This is a genomic window from Brevundimonas sp., assembly GCF_041648055.1.
GTDB lineage: Bacteria > Pseudomonadota > Alphaproteobacteria > Caulobacterales > Caulobacteraceae > Brevundimonas.
The window spans coordinates 934206-951798 of record NZ_JBAZPS010000001.1 but is presented as its reverse complement, the minus strand read 5'-3'; the positions used below and the strand labels follow the sequence as shown (position 1 = coordinate 951798).

Sequence of the window (17593 nt, the reverse complement as noted above, 5' to 3'; positions counted from 1 at the left end):
AGGCTGAAAGCGGTTACGTTCGCGGAAAATCATTGAACGCTGAATAAAACAGGCGTCCGGGTCGAAACATCAGGATTGGGGCTAAACATGAATCGCTACGTAAAGACCGCATTGCTCACCGGCGCCGCCTGGAGCGTGATGTCCGGCCTGGCTATGGCCCAGACCGCTCCTGTCGCCACTGCGCCTCAGGAAGACGTGACGGGTCTGGAAGACATCGTCGTCACGGCACGCCGGACCAGTGAGTCGCTGCAACGCACCCCGCTGGCCGTCTCGGCCTTCTCGGGCGAAACCCTGGAGCGCACAGGCGCAACCCAGGTCACGGACCTGCAGGGTTCGGTGCCCAACCTGAACCTGGTGCAGGGACGCGGCTCGTCGAACGCCACCAATATCTACATCCGCGGCATCGGTCAGCCCGACGCGCTGCAGACCTTCGACCCGGCCGTCGGCGTCTATGTCGACGACGTCTATTACAGCCGCATCCGGGGGAGCCAGTTCGATCTGCTGGACCTGGAGCGGATCGAGGTCCTGCGCGGACCCCAGGGCACGCTGTACGGCAAGAACACCATCGGCGGCGCGCTGCGTCTGGTGTCGCGCCGTCCAGGGCAGGAGCTGCGTGCGCGCGGTTCGGTCGCCTACGGCAGCTACGACATGATCGACATCCAGGGTGCGGTCTCCGGCCCTGTCAGCGACACCCTGGCCTTTGGCCTGTCGGCTCTGCATTCCGAGCGTGGCGGCTATGTCACCAACCCGGTCACGGGCGCGGAATACAACGACAAGAACACCCAGGCCGTCCGTGCTACGCTGGCCTGGGACCCGATGTCGAACCTGCGGGTCGATCTGACCGCCGACTATTCACATGACGACGCCGGCCTGACGGTCGGTCAGAACACCAACACCCTGGTCGGGTCCAGCGGGCAGGTGATCGTGGCCGTACCGACCCCGCTGCCGGGCTATAACTTCGAAACCGAGGTCGATCCCGGCCTGCCCAACGAGACCCGTCTGGAATCGCGCGGCGTGGCGCTGAACGTCGGTTATGACATCAGCGATGCCCTGAGCCTGAAGTCGATCACCGCCTATCGCCGCCTGAACACCGACGACTACATCGACTTCGACGCCACTCCGCGCGAAGTTTCCAGCGCGCTGGTCGCCGTCGATCAGGACCAGTTCAGCCAGGAACTGCAACTGACCTACGATTCCGGTCCGCTGACGGCCGTCGGCGGCCTGTATTACCTGCGCGAGAACATCGATTCGCATCAGGAGGCCTATGCCGACGACCTGCTGGGCCCGCTGTTCCTCAACTCCGGTTTCCTGCGCACCGTCGATGACACGCTGGAGACGACGTCCAAGGCCGCCTACGGCAATGTGACCTATGCCCTGACCGATGCCCTGCGCATTTCGGGTGGCGTTCGCTACACCGAGGAGGAGAAGGACTACCGTCGTACGACCTCGACCTTCTTCAGCGCCCTGCCGGCCTTCAATGCGACCTTCCCGTTTGCCCCTCCGGTCGCCAGCTTCGACGACACGTCGTTCATGGCCTCGGTGGACTATCAGTTGACGGACGACGTCATGCTGTACGGCCGCTTCTCGCAGGGCTTCAAGTCGGGCGGCTACAATGGCCGGGCCAACTCGGCTGCCGAAGCGACGCTCTATGCGCCGGAAACTGCAGAGAGCTTCGAGATCGGCTTCAAGGCCACCGGCTATGACAACCGGCTACGCCTGAATGTAGCGGCCTTCACCACGGAGTACGAAGACTTCCAGGCGCGTGTGTCCGGTCTGGATGTCGATCCGATCACCAATCTGCCAGCGCCCGTGCTGAGCGTGATCAACGCCGGTAATCTGGAAATCTCGGGACTTGAGGTCGAGGGCACCTTTGCCATCACCCCGAACCTGACGATCGACACCCAGATCGGTCTTCTGGACGCCGAATATGGCGAGTTCGCCGATGCCCGCTTCACGGCCTTTGGCGGCAGCCGCGCCTTCCAGGAACCGGCCTTCTCGCCCCGCGTCACCGCCCGGTACGGCATCCAGTATGTCGCCGATGTGCCAAACGGCGGGGGCGACGTGACCTTCGGCGCGGTCGCCAAGTACCGCAGCCGCATGGCCCTGGCCGTCGACAACACGCCGGTCAACAGCGCGGCCGAACTGCCCGGCATGTTCCAGGACGACTACTGGCTGTTCGATGCCCGCGTGGCCTGGACCGATGTCTCGGGTCGCTACACCGTCGGCGTGTATGGCCAGAACATCCTGAACGAGGTCTATCGGACAGACGCCCAGGAGTTCTCCTCGGTCGGCAACATCCGCACCGCCTACTACGGTGCGCCCCAGACCTTCATGATCAAGCTGTCGGCCCGCTACTAGGCGACCGAGGTTTTCGATCAGGGCGGCGGTTCGCAAGGGCCGCCGCCCTTTTTCGTTGCGGTGGCCAACGGTGCCGCTACGGTTCGTTCAAAGACAAGAAAACATCGAGGGACACGCCATGAGCACCACGGACGTCGCCGCAGCACAGCCCGAGACGCCAGAGGTGCCGGTGCCCTCGAGCGGCTATCGCTTCTATGTGCTGGCGATCCTGATCCTGGTCTACATGCTGAACTTCGTGGATCGCCAGATCATCGGCATTCTGGCCGCGCCGCTGAAGGCGCACTTCAATATGTCGGACAGCCAGTTCGGCCTGCTTGGCGGCATCGCCTTCGCCTCGGTCTATTCGACCCTGGCCATTCCGTTGGCGTGGCTGGCCGATCGCTACAGCCGGGTGTGGATCATGACCGGGGCCCTGGCGGTCTGGAGCGGCTTCACCGCCCTGTGCGGCGTGGCCGGGTCGTTCGGCCAGTTGTTCCTGTTCCGTATGGGTGTGGGTGTGGGCGAGGCGGGGGGCGTGGCTCCGGCCTATTCGCTGGTCGCCGACTATTTCCCGCCGCATCAGAGGGCGCGGGCCCTTGCGGCCTTCGCCTTCGGTATTCCTCTGGGGACGGCGGCGGGGACGCTGGTCGGCGGTCTGCTGGCCGTGGCCTATGGCTGGCAGACGGCCTTTATCGTGGTGGGCCTGCTGGGTCTGCTGGTCGCGCCCCTGCTGCGCCTGACGGTCAAGGATCCGCCGCGCGGGGGCCAGGATGCGGCCCGCATCGCACCCCCGCCGCCGGTCGCCCAGGTTCGCCCCGGCGTCATGCACGGCACCTCGCGCGTCGGGGCCATCACCGCCATCGTCATGATGGTCGTGGCCGCCATCGCCGCCACCACCGGCCTGGTCCAGGCCATCACGGCCGGGGCTGTATCCGCCGGGTTGACCGCCGGGTTCGGCGCCCTGCTGGCCGGAGTGATCGGCATCTCCCTGTTCATCGCGCGGGCGACCGCCTCGGTCGTCGTGCCCAAGAAGAGCTTCTGGCTGCTGGCGCTGGGTGCCGCATCATCCTCGGTTTGCGGTTATGGCATCGCCGGCTGGCTGCCGCTGTTCTTCATCCGCAGCTTCGACATGACCCTGACGGAGGTGTCCTGGTACTATTCCGGCATCGCCCTGATCGGCGGCATCGCGGGCATCTGGGGCGGCGGCATGATCGCCGACAAGCTGGCCAAGCGCGGCAAGGGGGCCTATCCGCTGGTGCCCGCCATCGCCTTCCTGATCTCGGCCCCGTGCTTCATCCTGGCCATGAACTCGGCCTGGGTGATCGAACAGATCATGCCGGGCGCGGACAAGGCCTGGGGTCTGACCATGGCCTTCCTGATCTTCCTGATCCCGACGGGGCTGAACCTATCCTGGCTGGGGCCGATCACGGCGGCGGTCCAGCATCTGGTGCCGCCGGCCATGCGCACAACGGCCTCGGCCCTGTTCCTGCTGATGAACAATCTGCTGGGGATCGCCGTCGGCTTCTTCTACTTCGGCTGGATGAGCGACCTGCTGGCCCCCCGCTTCGGGGACGAAAGCCTGCGCTGGGCCATCTATACCGGCATGGGTTTCTATGTGCTGGCGTCGATCCTGCTGATCGGGGCGTCGCGCACCCTGAAGAAGGACTGGGTCGACTAAGGTCGCGGGGACGGTTGCACCTGCGAACGGTCGCCGCCTATAAGCACGGCGACCTTTTTCCCCAGGGACGGCTCCTCCATGAACATTCACGAATATCAGGCCAAGCAGGTTCTCAAGGGCTTTGGCGCGCCGGTTGCGGCGGGCGTGGCCGTCACCTCGGTCGACGAGGTCGAGGCGGCAGCGAAGTCCCTGCCCGGCCCGCTCTATGTCGTGAAGTCGCAGATCCACGCCGGCGGGCGCGGCAAGGGCAAGTTCAAGGAACTGGGCCCGGATGCCAAGGGTGGCGTGCGCCTTGCCTTCTCGGTCGAGGAAGCTGTGTCCCATGCCCGGGAAATGCTGGGCAACACCCTGGTCACGGCCCAGACCGGCGATGCCGGCAAGCAGGTCAACCGCCTGTACATCGAGGACGGGGCCGACATCGAGCGCGAGCTGTACTGCTCGCTGCTGGTCGACCGCGAGCATGGCCGGGTCGCCTTCGTCGTGTCGACCGAGGGCGGCATGGACATCGAGGCCGTCGCCCATGACACGCCCGAGAAGATCCAGACCGTGGTCATCGACCCCTCGACCGGCGTAACCGACGCAGACGTCGCCACCATCAACGCCGCCTATGGCTTGACCGGCGATGCGGCCGAGGACGGCAAGAGCCTGTTCCCCATCCTGTACAAGGCCTTCGTCGAGACCGACATGGCCATGCTCGAAGTCAATCCACTGATCGTCATGAAGGACGGCCACCTGCGCGTGCTGGACGCCAAGGTCAGCTTCGACGGCAACGCCCTGTTCCGCCACGAGGACATCAAGGCCCTGCGCGACGAGACCGAGGAAGACGCCAAGGAGATCGAGGCGTCCGAGTGGGACCTGGCCTACGTCGCCCTGGACGGCAACATCGGCTGCATGGTCAACGGCGCCGGCCTGGCCATGGCGACGATGGACATCATCAAGCTGTACGGCAAGGAACCCGCCAACTTCTGTGACGTCGGCGGTGGCGCCGGCAAGGAGAAGGTCGCGGCGGCCTTCAAGATCATCACCGCCGACCCGAACGTCCAGGGCATCCTGGTCAACATCTTCGGCGGCATCATGAAGTGCGACGTCATCGCCGAGGGCGTGGTCGCGGCCGTGAAGGAAGTGGGCCTGAAGGTGCCGCTGGTCGTCCGCCTGGAAGGCACCAATGTCGAACTGGGCAAGAAGATCCTGAACGAGAGCGGCCTGGCCATTACGTCGGCCGACGACCTCGACGACGCCGCCCAGAAAATCGTCGCGGCGGTCGGCTGAGGCATCAGCCTCACCGCCACCGCCCTGCTGACTGACACATTCCAGAGATCGATAGACCCATGTCCATTCTCGTCGACAAGAACACCAAGATCATCGTCCAGGGCCTGACCGGCAAGACGGGTGGTTTCCATACCGAACAGGCGCTGGCCTATCACGGCACCCAGATGGTCGGTGGCGTGCACCCGACCAAGGGCGGCCAGACCTGGACCGGCAGCCACGGCGAGACCCTGCCGATCTATGCCTCGGTCGCGGACGCCAAGGCGGCGACGGGTGCCGACGCCTCGGTCATCTATGTGCCGCCGTCGGGCGCGGCCGATGCGATCATCGAGGCCATCGAGGCCGAGATCCCCTTCATCACCTGCATCACCGAGGGCATTCCGGTGATGGACATGGTCAAGGTCAAGCGCCGTCTGGAAAACTCCAAATCGCGCCTGCTGGGCCCCAACTGCCCCGGCATCCTGACGCCCAACGAGTGCAAGATCGGCATCATGCCGGGCAGCATCTTCTCCAAGGGCAATGTCGGCATCGTCTCGCGTTCGGGCACCCTGACCTATGAGGCGGTGTTCCAGACCACCAATGAGGGCCTGGGCCAGACCACGGCGGTCGGCATCGGCGGCGACCCGGTCAAGGGCACGGAGTTCATCGATGTGCTGGAACTGTTCCTGGCCGACCCGGAGACCCACTCCATCATCATGATCGGCGAGATCGGTGGCGGGGCCGAGGAAGACGCCGCCCAGTTCCTGATCGACGAAGCCAGGAAGGGCCGCTCCAAGCCCATGGCCGGCTTCATCGCGGGACGCACGGCCCCGGCCGGTCGCACCATGGGTCACGCCGGTGCCATCGTCTCGGGCGGCAAGGGCGATGCCGAATCCAAGATCGCGGCCATGGAGGCGGCGGGCATCCGCGTGTCGCCGTCGCCCGCGCGCCTGGGCAAGACCCTGGTGGAAGTGCTGAAGGGCTAAACGGCCCGTCCGGTCCATCTGAGGGCGCCCCCGACCAAGGTCGGGGGCGTTTTTCTTTGGGGCTGCGACCAAATTCATGCCGGTTTGCCCCCATTCGGTCATGACCCGTCAGGAAACAGCGCCTATATGCATTGCGCTGGCTTCACGCGGTTGTGACCGTGGGGCCCGAAGGGACGACGAGACGAACATGGCGGACGATGCCGGCCGACTGAATCAGGTCTTTGCCGAGACCAGTTTCCTTTATGGCTCCAATGCCGCCTTCATCGAGGACCTGCACGCGCAGTGGGCCGCCGATCCGGGCTCCGTCTCCGCCGAATGGCGCACCTTCTTCGACCAATTGCGTGACAATGCCGAGACGGTGAAGGCCTCTGGCGCAGCCGGCGGCTGGGGTCGTCCGGTGACGTCCGAGCCGACGGAGGCCGAAGCGGTGTTCGACGGGCGTTGGCCCGCACCCAAGCCCGATCCGAAGAAGCCCGGTGCCGCGCCAGTTGCTGCCGCGCCCGCAGCCGCTGCGCCCGCCGACATCTCTGCCGAGGCCGTGCGCGCCGCCGCCCACGATTCCATCCGCGCCCTGATGCTGATCCGCAGCTATCGCGTGCGCGGGCATCTGCAGGCCAATCTGGACCCGCTGGGGATCGAACAGGCGGTGCAAAACCCTGAGCTGACGCCGGAATTCTATGGCTTCAGCGGGGCCGATCTGGACCGGCCCATCTATCTGGACGGCGTGCTGGGCCTGCAGACCGGGACCATCCGCGAAGTGCTGGAGATCCTGAAGCGCACCTACTGCGGCAATATCGGCATCCAGTTCATGCATATCGCCGAGCCGGAGGAGAAATCCTGGCTGCAGCAACGGTTCGAGGGCCCGGACAAGTTCGCCGAAAACGCCTTCACCAGGGAGGGCAAGCTGGCCATCCTGAACAAGCTGATCGAGGCCGAGGGCTTCGAGCGGTTCCTGCACAAGCGCTTCCCCGGCACCAAGCGGTTCGGTCTGGACGGCGGCGAGGCGGCGGTGCCCGCGCTGGAGCAGATGATCAAGCGCGGCGGGGCCCTGGGCGTCGACGAGATCGTGATTGGCATGGCCCACCGCGGTCGTCTGAACACCCTGGCGGCGGTGATGGGCAAGCCTTACCGCGCCATCTTCCACGAGTTCCAGGGCGGCTCGACCGTGCCCAGCGACATCGAGGGCTCGGGCGACGTCAAGTACCATATGGGCGCGTCGTCGGACCGCGAGTTCGACGGCAACAAGGTCCACCTGTCGCTGACCGCCAACCCGTCGCACCTGGAAATCGTCAATCCCGTCGTGCTGGGCAAGGCGCGCGCCAAACAGGCGTTCGATATCCGCGAGGCCAATGTCGGCATCCCCGAAGAGCAGTGGGCGCTGGACCGCAGCAAGGTCATGCCCCTGCTGATCCACGGCGACGCGGCCTTCGCCGGTCAGGGCGTCGTGGCCGAATGCTTCGCCCTGATGGGGCTGAAGGGTTACCGCACCGGCGGGACGATGCATTTCGTCATCAACAACCAGATCGGTTTCACCACTAGCCCGCGCAATTCGCGCAGCTCGCCCTATCCGTCCGACGTGGCCCTGATGGTTCAGGCACCGATCTTCCACGTCAACGGCGACGATCCCGAAGCGGTCGTCTTCGCCGCCAAGGTGGCCACCGAGTACCGCCAGAAATTCCACAAGGATGTGGTGGTGGACATGTTCTGCTACCGCCGCTTCGGTCACAACGAGGGCGACGATCCGACCTTCACCCAGCCGCTCATGTATTCGAAGATCCGAGCCCTGCCCTCGACGCGCGAAATCTATTCGAAGCGTCTGGTCGAGGAGGGAGTGATCACCCAGGCCGAGGTCGAGGCCGAGGTCACCCGTTTCGAGGCCTTCCTGGATGCCGAGTTCGATGCGGGCAAGAGTTTCGAGGCCAAGAAGGCCGACTGGATGGACGGCCAGTGGAAGGGCGTCGGCCTGCCCGAGGGTGACGAGCGTCGCGGAGAGACCGCCGTGCCCCGTGCCAGGCTGGAAGACATCGGCCACCGGCTGACGACCATTCCGAACCAGGTCGACATCCACAAGACGCTGAAGCGCGTCATCGACGGCCGCCGCGAAATGATCACGACGGGCCAGAACATCGACTGGGCGACGGCCGAGAGCCTGGCCTTCGGCTCGCTGCTGACCGAGGGCTTCCCGGTCCGTCTGTCGGGTCAGGACTCGGTGCGCGGCACCTTCAGCCAGCGTCACTCCGGCATCGTCGATCAGACGACCGAGGCCCGCTATGTGCCGCTGAACAATCTGGGTGACGGCCAGTCCCAGTTCGAGGTCATCGATTCCGCCCTGTCCGAAGAGGCGGTGCTGGGCTTCGAATACGGCTATGCGCTGAGCGACCCCAACACCCTGGTCATGTGGGAGGCCCAGTTCGGCGACTTCGTGAACGGGGCCCAGGTCGTGATCGACCAGTTCATCAGCTCGGGCGAACGCAAATGGCTGCGCATGTGCGGCCTGACCATGCTGCTGCCGCACGGCTATGAGGGGCAGGGGCCGGAGCATTCGTCGGCGCGTCTGGAGCGGTTCCTGCAGGCCTGTGCCGAGGACAATATGCAGGTCGCCAACTGCACGACCCCGGCCAACTATTTCCACATCCTGCGTCGCCAGATGCACCGGCCGTTCCGCAAGCCGCTGATCATCATGACGCCCAAGAGCCTGCTGCGTCACAAGAAGGCCGTCTCGACCCTGGCCGACATGGCGGAAGGGTCGTCCTTCCACCGGGTGCTGCACGACGACGCCCAGACACGGCCCGAAGTTTCGGGCATCAAGATCAGGGCCGACAAGGACATCCGCCGCGTCGTCCTGTGTTCGGGCAAGGTCTATTACGACCTGCTGGATGCCCGCGAGAAGGCGGGCGTGGACGATGTCTACTTCCTCCGTCTGGAGCAGTTCTATCCCTGGCCAATGAAGTCGCTGATGACCGAACTGGCGCGCTTCCCCAAGGCGGAGTTGGTCTGGTGCCAGGAAGAGCCCAAGAACATGGGCGGCTGGACCTTCGTCGATCCGTGGCTTGAACTGACGCTGGACAAGCTCGACATAAAGGCCAAGCGCGCCCGCTATGTCGGCCGCCCGGCCTCGGCCTCGACGGCGGCGGGTCTGATGAGCCGCCACCTGAAGGAACTCGAGGCCTTCACCACCGAAGCCCTCGCCTGACACCGTTTCGCCTGCCACACTGACCTGACGCCCTTACCGAAAGCCTGGACCCCGACATGGCCGACATCCTGACCCCCGCCCTCGGCGAATCCGTCTCCGAAGCCTCGATCGCCAAATGGACCAAGAAGGTCGGTGATGCGGTGAAGAAGGACGAAGTCCTGGTCGAGCTGGAAACCGACAAGGTGTCGCTGGAAGTGGTCGCGCCCGCCGACGGCACGCTGAGCGAGATCAAGGCGGCCGAGGGCGACACGGTCGTGCCGAACACCGTCCTGGGCGTGATCAGCGAAGGCGCGTCCGCTGCGGCGCCCGCCGCCGCTGCCCCCGCCGCGAAAGCCGAAGCCCCCGTCAAGGCCGAAGCACCAAAGGCTGACGCTCCCGCCGAACCTGTCCGCGCCGATGCGCCCGTAGCCTCCGGCTCGGGTGGCGACAGCCTGCCGATCGCCGTGCCGACCATGGGCGAAAGCGTCGCCGAAGGCTCCATCGGCACCTGGCTGAAGAAGAGCGGCGACACGGTCAAGAAGGACGAACTGCTGGTCGAGATCGAGACGGACAAGGTGGCGGTGGAGGTCTCCTCGCCCGCCGACGGCGTCCTGACCATCAGCGTCGACAACGGCTCGACCGTCACGCCGGGCCAGCAGATCGGCAGCATTTCGGCCTCGGGTGCCGCTGCATCCGCCGCTCCTGCGCCTGCCGCCGCCGCCGCCAGCGGCGGTTCGGCCAACAGCGGCTCGGCCCAGATCACGTCCGATGCCCCGCACCTGTCGCCCGCCGTCCAGCGCGTGGTCACCGAGAACAATCTGGATGCCGCCAGCCTGAAGGCGACCGGTCCCAAGGGCAATGTGACCAAGGCCGATGCCGTGGCCGCCATCGGATCGGCAACTGCGCCCGCCGCTGCCGCACCTGCGGCCCCCGCCCCGGCGGCTGCACCGGCCACCCCGCGCGCAGACCAGCCACGCGAGGAGCGCGTGAAGATGACGCGCCTGCGTCAGACGATTGCTCGCCGCCTGAAGGAATCGCAGAATACGGCCGCCCAGCTAACCACCTTCAACGAGGTGGACATGACCAATGTCATGGCCCTGCGGACCCAGTACAAGGACGCCTTCGAGAAGCGCCACGGCGTCAAGCTGGGCTTCATGTCCTTCTTCACCAAGGCGGTCGTCGCGGCCCTGAAAGAAATCCCGGCGGTCAATGCCGAGATCGACGGCACCGACATCATCTACAAGAACCACTATGACATCGGCGTGGCCGTCGGCACCGACAAGGGCCTGGTCGTGCCGGTCCTGCGCGATGCCGACACCCTGTCGCTGGCCGGGATCGAAAAGGGCATCGGGGCGCTGGGCAAGGCGGCCCGTGACGGCAACCTGACCCTGGACAATCTGCAGGGCGGCACCTTCACCATCACCAACGGCGGCACCTATGGGTCGCTGATGTCCACGCCGATCCTGAACGCGCCGCAGTCGGGCATCCTGGGGATGCACAACATCGTCCAGCGCCCGATGGCCGTGAACGGCCAGGTCGAAATCCGCCCGATGATGTACCTGGCCCTCAGCTACGACCACCGCATCGTCGACGGCAAGGAAGCCGTGACCTTCCTGGTCCGCGTCAAGGACCTGTTGGAAGACCCGGCGCGAGCGCTGCTGGACCTCTAGGTGTGCTTACGCCTCACCCGCTGAGACCGGGCACCGGGCCGCATCTCCCGCCGATCGCACGATGGCTCGTGATCATATGGCTGGCGGTTTCTTCGGTGGGGTTGATCGCGCTCGCTGCAGGCCTTGTCTGGCTGGGATGGTTTGCTGATGCCGAGCGAGTTGCTGGATTCACTATCCCTCAGAGCCTCATTCCCGCTTTAGCGTTGCCGGTGGTTGTCGCCATTTTTGGCTACGGCCTGGCTGTTTGGAAGACATGGCAACGTAAGCCCGCAGTGCAGGCTTGGCTGATTGGCGTTTCAGGCCACTTGGTTTTCATCCTTTCGGATGCCGTCCTAGCGGGCGTTGGTCCCGCCCAGTTATTCACGTGGGATGGCATCGGCGTATGGTTTCGGCTGTTGGTCCCAGGACTGTTGTTGCTTCAGATTGATCGGAACAGGATCGAGAATCCGCTGCCATCATGAACGCAGCTCAATCGGCGAGAAAAGCAGCCTAGCGACATGAGCCTGCGCGAGATCGCCCGTTTTACCGACGTCTATGAAGCAGAGCTTGCCGCGGCGTTTCTGGCTTCGCACGATATAGAGGTCAGCGTCACCGAGCGGTTTCAGACCACAGTCGATCCGCTCATGCAGCGGGCCCTGGGGGTCCGTTTGATGGGGCCGGCTTCGATCGTGGAAGAGGCGCGCGATCTTCTGGCGCGGGCGAGGTCAGGCGAGTTCGCCAGCGATGAGGGCGACGATCTGGATACGGTCGATGGCGTGACCCAAGCGGCAGGATCAGTGATGGCGCTGGCCGCCTTTGCCACCGGTGGCTTCTGGGGCACCAGCCTGCCGCGCCGGTTCCGGCCCATTGCGTGGCAGGGCATGCTCTTGGCCGGCCTGCTGTTTGCTGTAATCGCGGGGGCTGTGTGGCTGGCCCTGGAACTGGTGCTCAATCCGCCCTGAGTGGACCCAGCACCTCGTCCGTATCCGCGCCTAGGGCGGGCGGGGCGCGGTGGTATTCGACGGGCGTCCTCGACATGCGGATCGGCGACGCGACGGTGCGGACCGGGTGGGTCAGGTCGGAGCGGGCTTGTTCGATCTCCAGCCCGCGGTGCCGTGCCTGGGGCTCGTCGAAGACCTGATCGATGGTGTTGACCGGGCCGCAAGGGACGTTCGCCGCCTCCAGAAGCGCCATCAGGCCTGCCATGTCGTGACCGGCCGTCAGGGCCGAGATTTCAGCCGTCATGGCCGCACGATGCTCGATCCGCAGGGCATTGGTGACGAAGCGGGGGTCGGTGCCGAGGCCGGGCGCGCCCAGAGCCTGTGCCAGCGCGCGGAACTGGCCATCATTGCCGACGGCGATCACCACCATACCGTCCGTACACGGAAAGGGCTGGTACGGGGCCAGATTGGGGTGGGCATTGCCCATGCGGCTCGGGGCCGTGCCGGAGACGAAATAGTTGGACGCCTGATTGGCCAGCATGGCCGCCTGGACGTCGAACAGGGCGATGTCGATCTGCTGCCCCTCGCCCGTCGCCCGCGCATGCATCAGGGCGGCCAGGATGGCGTTGGAGGCATACAGACCCGTGAACAGGTCCACCACCGCCACCCCGACCTTCATCGGCTCGGCCCCCGGCGCGCCGTCCGGCTGGCCCGTGACCGACATCAGCCCGCCCATTGCCTGGATCATATAGTCGTAGCCGGCGCGGTGGGCATCCGGCCCGTCCTGGCCGAAGCCGGTGATGGAGCAATAGACCAGTCGGGGGTTGATCGCCGACAGGCTGGCGAAATCCAGACCGTACTTCTTCAGCCCTCCGGTCTTGAAATTCTCGACCAGCACGTCGCAGGACGCGACCAGATCGCGGATAGCGGTCGCGCCCTCCGGCGTCGCGATATCCAGTTCGACCGACTTCTTGCCCCGGTTGGCACACAGGAAATAGGCCGCGTCGCCGCGCGAGCCGTCGGCCTTCTGCGTAAAGGGCGGGCCCCACTGGCGGGTGTCGTCACCGGTGCCCGGCCGTTCGATCTTGATCACCTCGGCCCCCAGATCGGCCAGGGTCTGGGTCGCCCAAGGTCCCGCCAGAACGCGGGACAGGTCGAGGACGCGAATGCCGACAAGCGGGCCTGAGGACTGGGTCATGACGGACCTTATAGCCTGACCGTCCGTCGGGAGAAGAACCACGAAAAAGGCCCCGGCGTTTCCACCGGGGCCTCGTTCATTCAGAGACGTTGCAGCGCCTTAGCGACGGCTGCGACCGCGATCACGGTCACCGCCACCTTCACGCTTGGGACGGCCACCGGTGTCGTCCGACAGCGGGGCCTCGCCACGTTCGGCGCGTTCGGCGTTGATCTTGTCGGTGATGTCCTCACCGGTTTCCTGATCGACGACCTTCATCGACAGCTTGGTCTTGCCGCGATCGTCCATGCCCAGGAACTTGACCTTGACCTCCTGGCCTTCCGACAGGACGTCGGCCGGGTTGGCGACGCGTTCCAGGGAGATCTGGGACACGTGAACCAGACCGTCCTTGGCGCCGAAGAAGTTCACGAAGGCGCCGAAGTCGACGACCTTGACGACCTTGCCGGTGTAGATGGTGCCGGGCTCGGGCTCGGAGACGATGGAGGTGATCCAGGCCTTGGCGGCGTCGATCTTCTCCTGGTCGGACGCAGCGATTTTCACCGTGCCGTCGTCTTCGATGTTGATCTTGGCGCCGGTCTTTTCGACGATCTCGCGGATGATCTTGCCGCCCGTGCCGATGATGTCGCGGATCTTGTCGGTGGGAACCTTGATCGACTCGATCTTGGGCGCGAACTCACCCAGCTCGGTGCGGGCACCGTCGATGGCCTTGTCCATCTCGTCGAGGATGTGCAGACGGCCGGCCGAAGCCTGGGCGATCGCCTTGCGCATGATCTCTTCGGTGATGCCGGCGACCTTGATGTCCATCTGCAGGGACGTGATGCCCTCGCGCGTGCCGGCCACCTTGAAGTCCATGTCGCCCAGGTGATCTTCGTCACCCAGGATGTCGGACAGGATGGCGAACTCGCCGGAGGGCTCCAGGATCAGGCCCATGGCGATGCCCGACACCGGGCGAACCAGCGGCACGCCCGCATCCATCAGCGCCAGCGAGGCACCGCAGACCGAAGCCATGGAGGACGAACCGTTGGATTCGGTGATCTCCGACACGATGCGGATCGTGTAGGGGAAGTCTTCCGACGACGGCAGCATGGGACGGATCGCCCGCCAGGCCAGCTTGCCGTGACCGATTTCCCGACGGCCTGCGCCGCCCATCCGACCGGTCTCGCCGACCGAATAGGGAGGGAAGTTGTAGTGCAGGAGGAACTTCTCCTTGTAGGTGCCGCTCAGGGCGTCGACGTACTGCTCGTCCTCGCCGGTGCCCAAGGTGGCGACCACGATGGCCTGGGTTTCACCACGGGTGAACAGGGCCGAACCGTGGGTGCGCGGGAAGACGCCGACTTCCGAAACGATCGAACGCACCTTGTCCAGGGCGCGGCCATCGACGCGGTGACCGTTGTCGATGATGTCGCGACGCAGGACGTGGGCTTCGCATTCCTTGAAAGCCGCACCGAACTTGGCGCTGTCGACGCCGTCGGGGTTCTCTTCGGTCTTGACCAGCTTTTCGGCGGCCTTCTTCTTGGCCAGGTCGACGCCCGTGCGGCGCTCGTATTTGCCGGCGTGGGTATAGGCCGACTTGATGTCCTCGCCGACCAGCGACTGGATGGCGGTGACGACGTCGGAATGGTCCTCGGCCTGGAAGTCGAAGGGCTCCTTGGCGGCGTGCTCGGCCATTTCGATGATGGCGTCGATCACCGGCTGCATGCCGCGATGCGCGAACATCAGGGCGTTCAGCATGATCTCTTCCGACAGCTCCTTGGCTTCGGATTCGACCATCATCAGGGCGTCCTGGGTGCCGGCGACGACCAGGTCGAGCTGGCTGTCAGGCAGTTGGTCCAAGGTGGGGTTCAGGACGTATTCGCCGTCGATATAGCCGACGCGCGCGGCACCGATCGGGCCCATGAAGGGCACGCCCGAGATGGTCAGTGCGGCCGAGGCGGCGACCAGGCCGACGATGTCGGGATCGTTCTCCATGTCGTGCTGCAGCACGGTGACGACGACCTGGGTCTCGTTCTTGAAGCCCTTGACGAACAGCGGGCGGATCGGACGGTCGATCAGGCGGGAAACCAGGGTTTCCTTCTCGGTCGGACGGCCTTCACGCTTGAAATAGCCACCCGGGATCTTGCCGGCGGCGAAGGTCTTTTCCTGGTAGTTGACGGTCAGGGGGAAGAAATCCAGGCCCGGCTTGGGCGCGCGACCGTAGACGACGGTGGCCAGGACAATGGTCTCGCCATAGGTGGCCAGAACGGCACCGTCGGCCTGGCGGGCGATACGGCCCGTTTCCAGCGTCAGCGGGCGGCCGGCCCAGTCGATCGTCTTGCGTTTGATATCGAACATGTTTTCGTCTTTCGTGTGCTGGGCGGCGTATTCCGCCCAAGCCGTCCCAAAAAGGGGTCCCATCAGTGGGTGCGGATGCGTCGGGTGTTCAGTCCTTCGATCCTGGGAGCGCCGCCCCATGGCGGTCGATCCGGGAGTGGAAGAGGACCGGTATGGCCCTCGCGTCTGCGCAGTCACGAACCGCTGCGCGCGGGTAGGCTCTAGGTGCGGAAAGAGGCGCGGACATGGCCCGCGCCTCGAAACTGTTTCCGCGAACTACACCTTAGCGGCGCAGGTTCAGCTTGGTGATCAGGGCGGTGTAACGCTCGCGATCGACCTTGGTCAGGTGGTCAAGAAGGCGACGACGCTGCGAGACCATCTTGAGCAGGCCGCGGCGCGAGTGGTTGTCCTTCTTGTGGGTCTTGAAGTGCTCGGTGAGGTTGGCGATGCGTTCCGACAGGATCGCGACCTGGACCTCGGCCGAACCGGTGTCGCCAGCGGAGCGGGCGTTCTCGGCGATGACTTCGTTCTTGCGTTCAGCAGTAATCGACATCGTAGCTTCCTTTCTGTGCGCCAAGGCTCGGCCTTGCGAGGCCTCGCTGCTTGAGCGCGGAAGTGTCCCTTCGGTCCCCGCAGGGATACGTCAGGACAGGTTGAATACGCGGTCGGGTTCGAGGCGACCGGCCCGCAACTGACCGAGAGCGACGAGCGTCTGGCCCAGAAAAACCGAAACCGTCCGGGCGTCGCCGTGAAGCTGACCCTTGAGTGTTTCGACCTGTCTGGGGAGCAGTACGATCGGCCGTCCCTGCCGAAGCGAGAAGGCGTCCTGATCCGTCACGGCCAGCTCCGGGATGTCGTCCAGGGCGGTCGCAACGGGAAGCAAGCCTTCCGAGGCGGCGTCCCTATGCACCAGATCGGCCAGAATATCCAGTGTCACAGCGTTATCGACTGAAAACGGCCCGACCCGTTCGCGCCGCAGGGCCGAAACATGCCCCTCGGCCCCCAGCATGATCGCCAGGTCGCGCGCCAGCGAGCGGACATAGACGCCCTTGCCGGTCCGCATAGTGATCTCGACATGGTCGGCATCCGGCGCGTCGGTCACGGCGGCCTCGTGGATGGTCACGCGGCGGCTGGCCAGTTCGAACTCCGCACCGTCGCGGGCCAGGTCATAGGCGCGCTGCCCGTCGACCTTGATGGCGGAAAAGCGCGGCGGGGTCTGGTCGATGTCGCCGACGAAGGACGGAAGGGCCGCTGCCACCGCCTCGACGCTGGGACGCACATCGGACCGTCCGACAATCTCGCCCTCGCGGTCGATGCTGTCGGTCGAGACGCCCCAGTTAATGGTGAACCGGTAAACCTTCTCCGCATCCATCAGGAAGGGCACGGTCTTGGTTGCTTCACCCAGGGCGATAGGCAAGATACCGCTGGCCAGCGGGTCCAGTGTCCCGGCATGACCGGCCTTCTGGGCATTGAACAGCCGCCGCAGCTTCGACACCGCCTCGGTCGACCCCATCTCGAACGGCTTGTCGAAACAGACCCAGCCGTTGACGACGTCCCCGCGCTTCTTGCGGGCCATTAGTTCTGGCCGTCCTCGTCTTCGTCATCCTTGAACGGCGACACATAGACGTCGGCCCGAACGCGGGGATCGTCCAGCAGGCGGTTCAGGCGTTCGGCGGCGACGAAGCTTTCGTCGTGGCGGAAGCGCAGGTCGGGCGTGAAGCGCATGTCGATGTGCCGCCCCAGCGCACCGCGCAGGAATTTGGCATGATTGTTCAGCGCCTTGATGATCTCGGACTCATGGCCTGCGACCGGCGCCGTCTCGACGCCCGCGCCCAGCGGTTCGACGAAACAGGTGGCGTGTTTCAGGTCGGGCGACAGACGCACCTCGCTGACCGTGATCGAGACGCCGGTCAGGGCTGGATCATGGATTTCGTTCTCGCGCATGACCTCGACCAGAGCGTGGCGGATCATTTCGGAGGCGCGCAGCTGGCGCTGGCTGACAGTGCCGGCCTTGGCGGCGGGTTTGGACCTGCGGGTACTCATGGCGATATCTCCTCGTCGCTTGCCGGGGCTCGGACCC

Annotated in this window: 13 protein-coding genes; 8 read left to right on the top strand and 5 right to left on the bottom strand. The window is 65.3% G+C overall.

The genetic code is table 11. The features are described from left to right. Positions 1 to 87: 87 nt before the first annotated feature. The 8 genes from WC585_RS04725 (at position 88) to WC585_RS04690 (ending at position 12029) form a co-directional block, all read left to right on the top strand. Entirely contained in the window at positions 88 to 2358 is a 2271-nt protein-coding gene (locus tag WC585_RS04725) for a TonB-dependent receptor (protein ID WP_373256401.1), read from the top strand. A gap of 118 nt (positions 2359 to 2476) precedes the next feature. Next, positions 2477 to 4015 carry a spinster family MFS transporter gene (locus WC585_RS04720; protein ID WP_373256400.1) on the top strand — a complete coding sequence of 513 codons (1539 nt, stop codon included), beginning with the start codon at positions 2477 to 2479 and terminating at the stop codon, positions 4013 to 4015. A 78-nt stretch (positions 4016 to 4093) separates the two neighbouring features. Beyond that, positions 4094 to 5284, top strand: coding sequence for an ADP-forming succinate--CoA ligase subunit beta (sucC, locus tag WC585_RS04715; RefSeq protein ID WP_373256399.1), 1191 nt, complete (start codon positions 4094 to 4096; stop codon positions 5282 to 5284). Positions 5285 to 5343: 59 nt separating this feature from the next. Beyond that, positions 5344 to 6246, top strand: coding sequence for a succinate--CoA ligase subunit alpha (sucD, locus tag WC585_RS04710; RefSeq protein ID WP_373256398.1), 903 nt, complete (start codon positions 5344 to 5346; stop codon positions 6244 to 6246). Between the two features lie 187 nt (positions 6247 to 6433). Then, entirely contained in the window at positions 6434 to 9439 is a 3006-nt protein-coding gene (locus WC585_RS04705) for a 2-oxoglutarate dehydrogenase E1 component (RefSeq protein WP_373256397.1), read from the top strand. A gap of 56 nt (positions 9440 to 9495) precedes the next feature. Continuing rightward, on the top strand, positions 9496 to 11088 hold the full coding sequence (odhB, locus tag WC585_RS04700; protein WP_373256396.1) for a 2-oxoglutarate dehydrogenase complex dihydrolipoyllysine-residue succinyltransferase: 1593 nt from the start codon (positions 9496 to 9498) through the stop codon (positions 11086 to 11088). A 68-nt stretch (positions 11089 to 11156) separates the two neighbouring features. Beyond that, positions 11157 to 11549: a hypothetical protein gene (locus WC585_RS04695; protein ID WP_373256395.1), complete on the top strand. Its 393-nt coding sequence runs from the start codon at positions 11157 to 11159 to the stop codon at positions 11547 to 11549. Between the two features lie 36 nt (positions 11550 to 11585). Beyond that, a complete protein-coding gene (locus WC585_RS04690) occupies positions 11586 to 12029 on the top strand; it encodes a hypothetical protein (RefSeq protein WP_373256394.1) in 444 nt (147 codons plus the stop codon). On the opposite strand, the gene WC585_RS04685 is transcribed toward WC585_RS04690, so the two are convergent. From WC585_RS04685 to rbfA, 5 genes are all read right to left on the bottom strand, one after another. Further along, entirely contained in the window at positions 12016 to 13206 is a 1191-nt protein-coding gene (locus WC585_RS04685) for a CaiB/BaiF CoA transferase family protein (protein WP_373256393.1), read from the bottom strand. The two genes, WC585_RS04690 and WC585_RS04685, sit on opposite strands and share 14 nt — an antisense overlap. 99 nt (positions 13207 to 13305) lie before the next feature. Then, complete coding sequence (gene pnp / locus WC585_RS04680) at positions 13306 to 15534, bottom strand: polyribonucleotide nucleotidyltransferase (RefSeq protein WP_373256392.1); 2229 nt, start codon at positions 15532 to 15534, stop codon at positions 13306 to 13308. A 262-nt stretch (positions 15535 to 15796) separates the two neighbouring features. Then, entirely contained in the window at positions 15797 to 16066 is a 270-nt protein-coding gene (gene rpsO / locus WC585_RS04675; RefSeq protein ID WP_287397201.1) for a 30S ribosomal protein S15, read from the bottom strand. A 90-nt stretch (positions 16067 to 16156) separates the two neighbouring features. After that, the gene (gene truB, locus WC585_RS04670; RefSeq protein ID WP_373256391.1) at positions 16157 to 17089 is read right to left on the bottom strand and encodes a tRNA pseudouridine(55) synthase TruB; all 933 of its coding nucleotides are present in this window, start codon (positions 17087 to 17089) and stop codon (positions 16157 to 16159) included. Next, on the bottom strand, positions 17089 to 17556 hold the full coding sequence (gene rbfA / locus WC585_RS04665) for a 30S ribosome-binding factor RbfA (protein ID WP_373256390.1): 468 nt from the start codon (positions 17554 to 17556) through the stop codon (positions 17089 to 17091). The genes truB and rbfA overlap by 1 nt, the downstream gene beginning before the upstream one ends. Positions 17557 to 17593 lie beyond the last annotated feature (37 nt).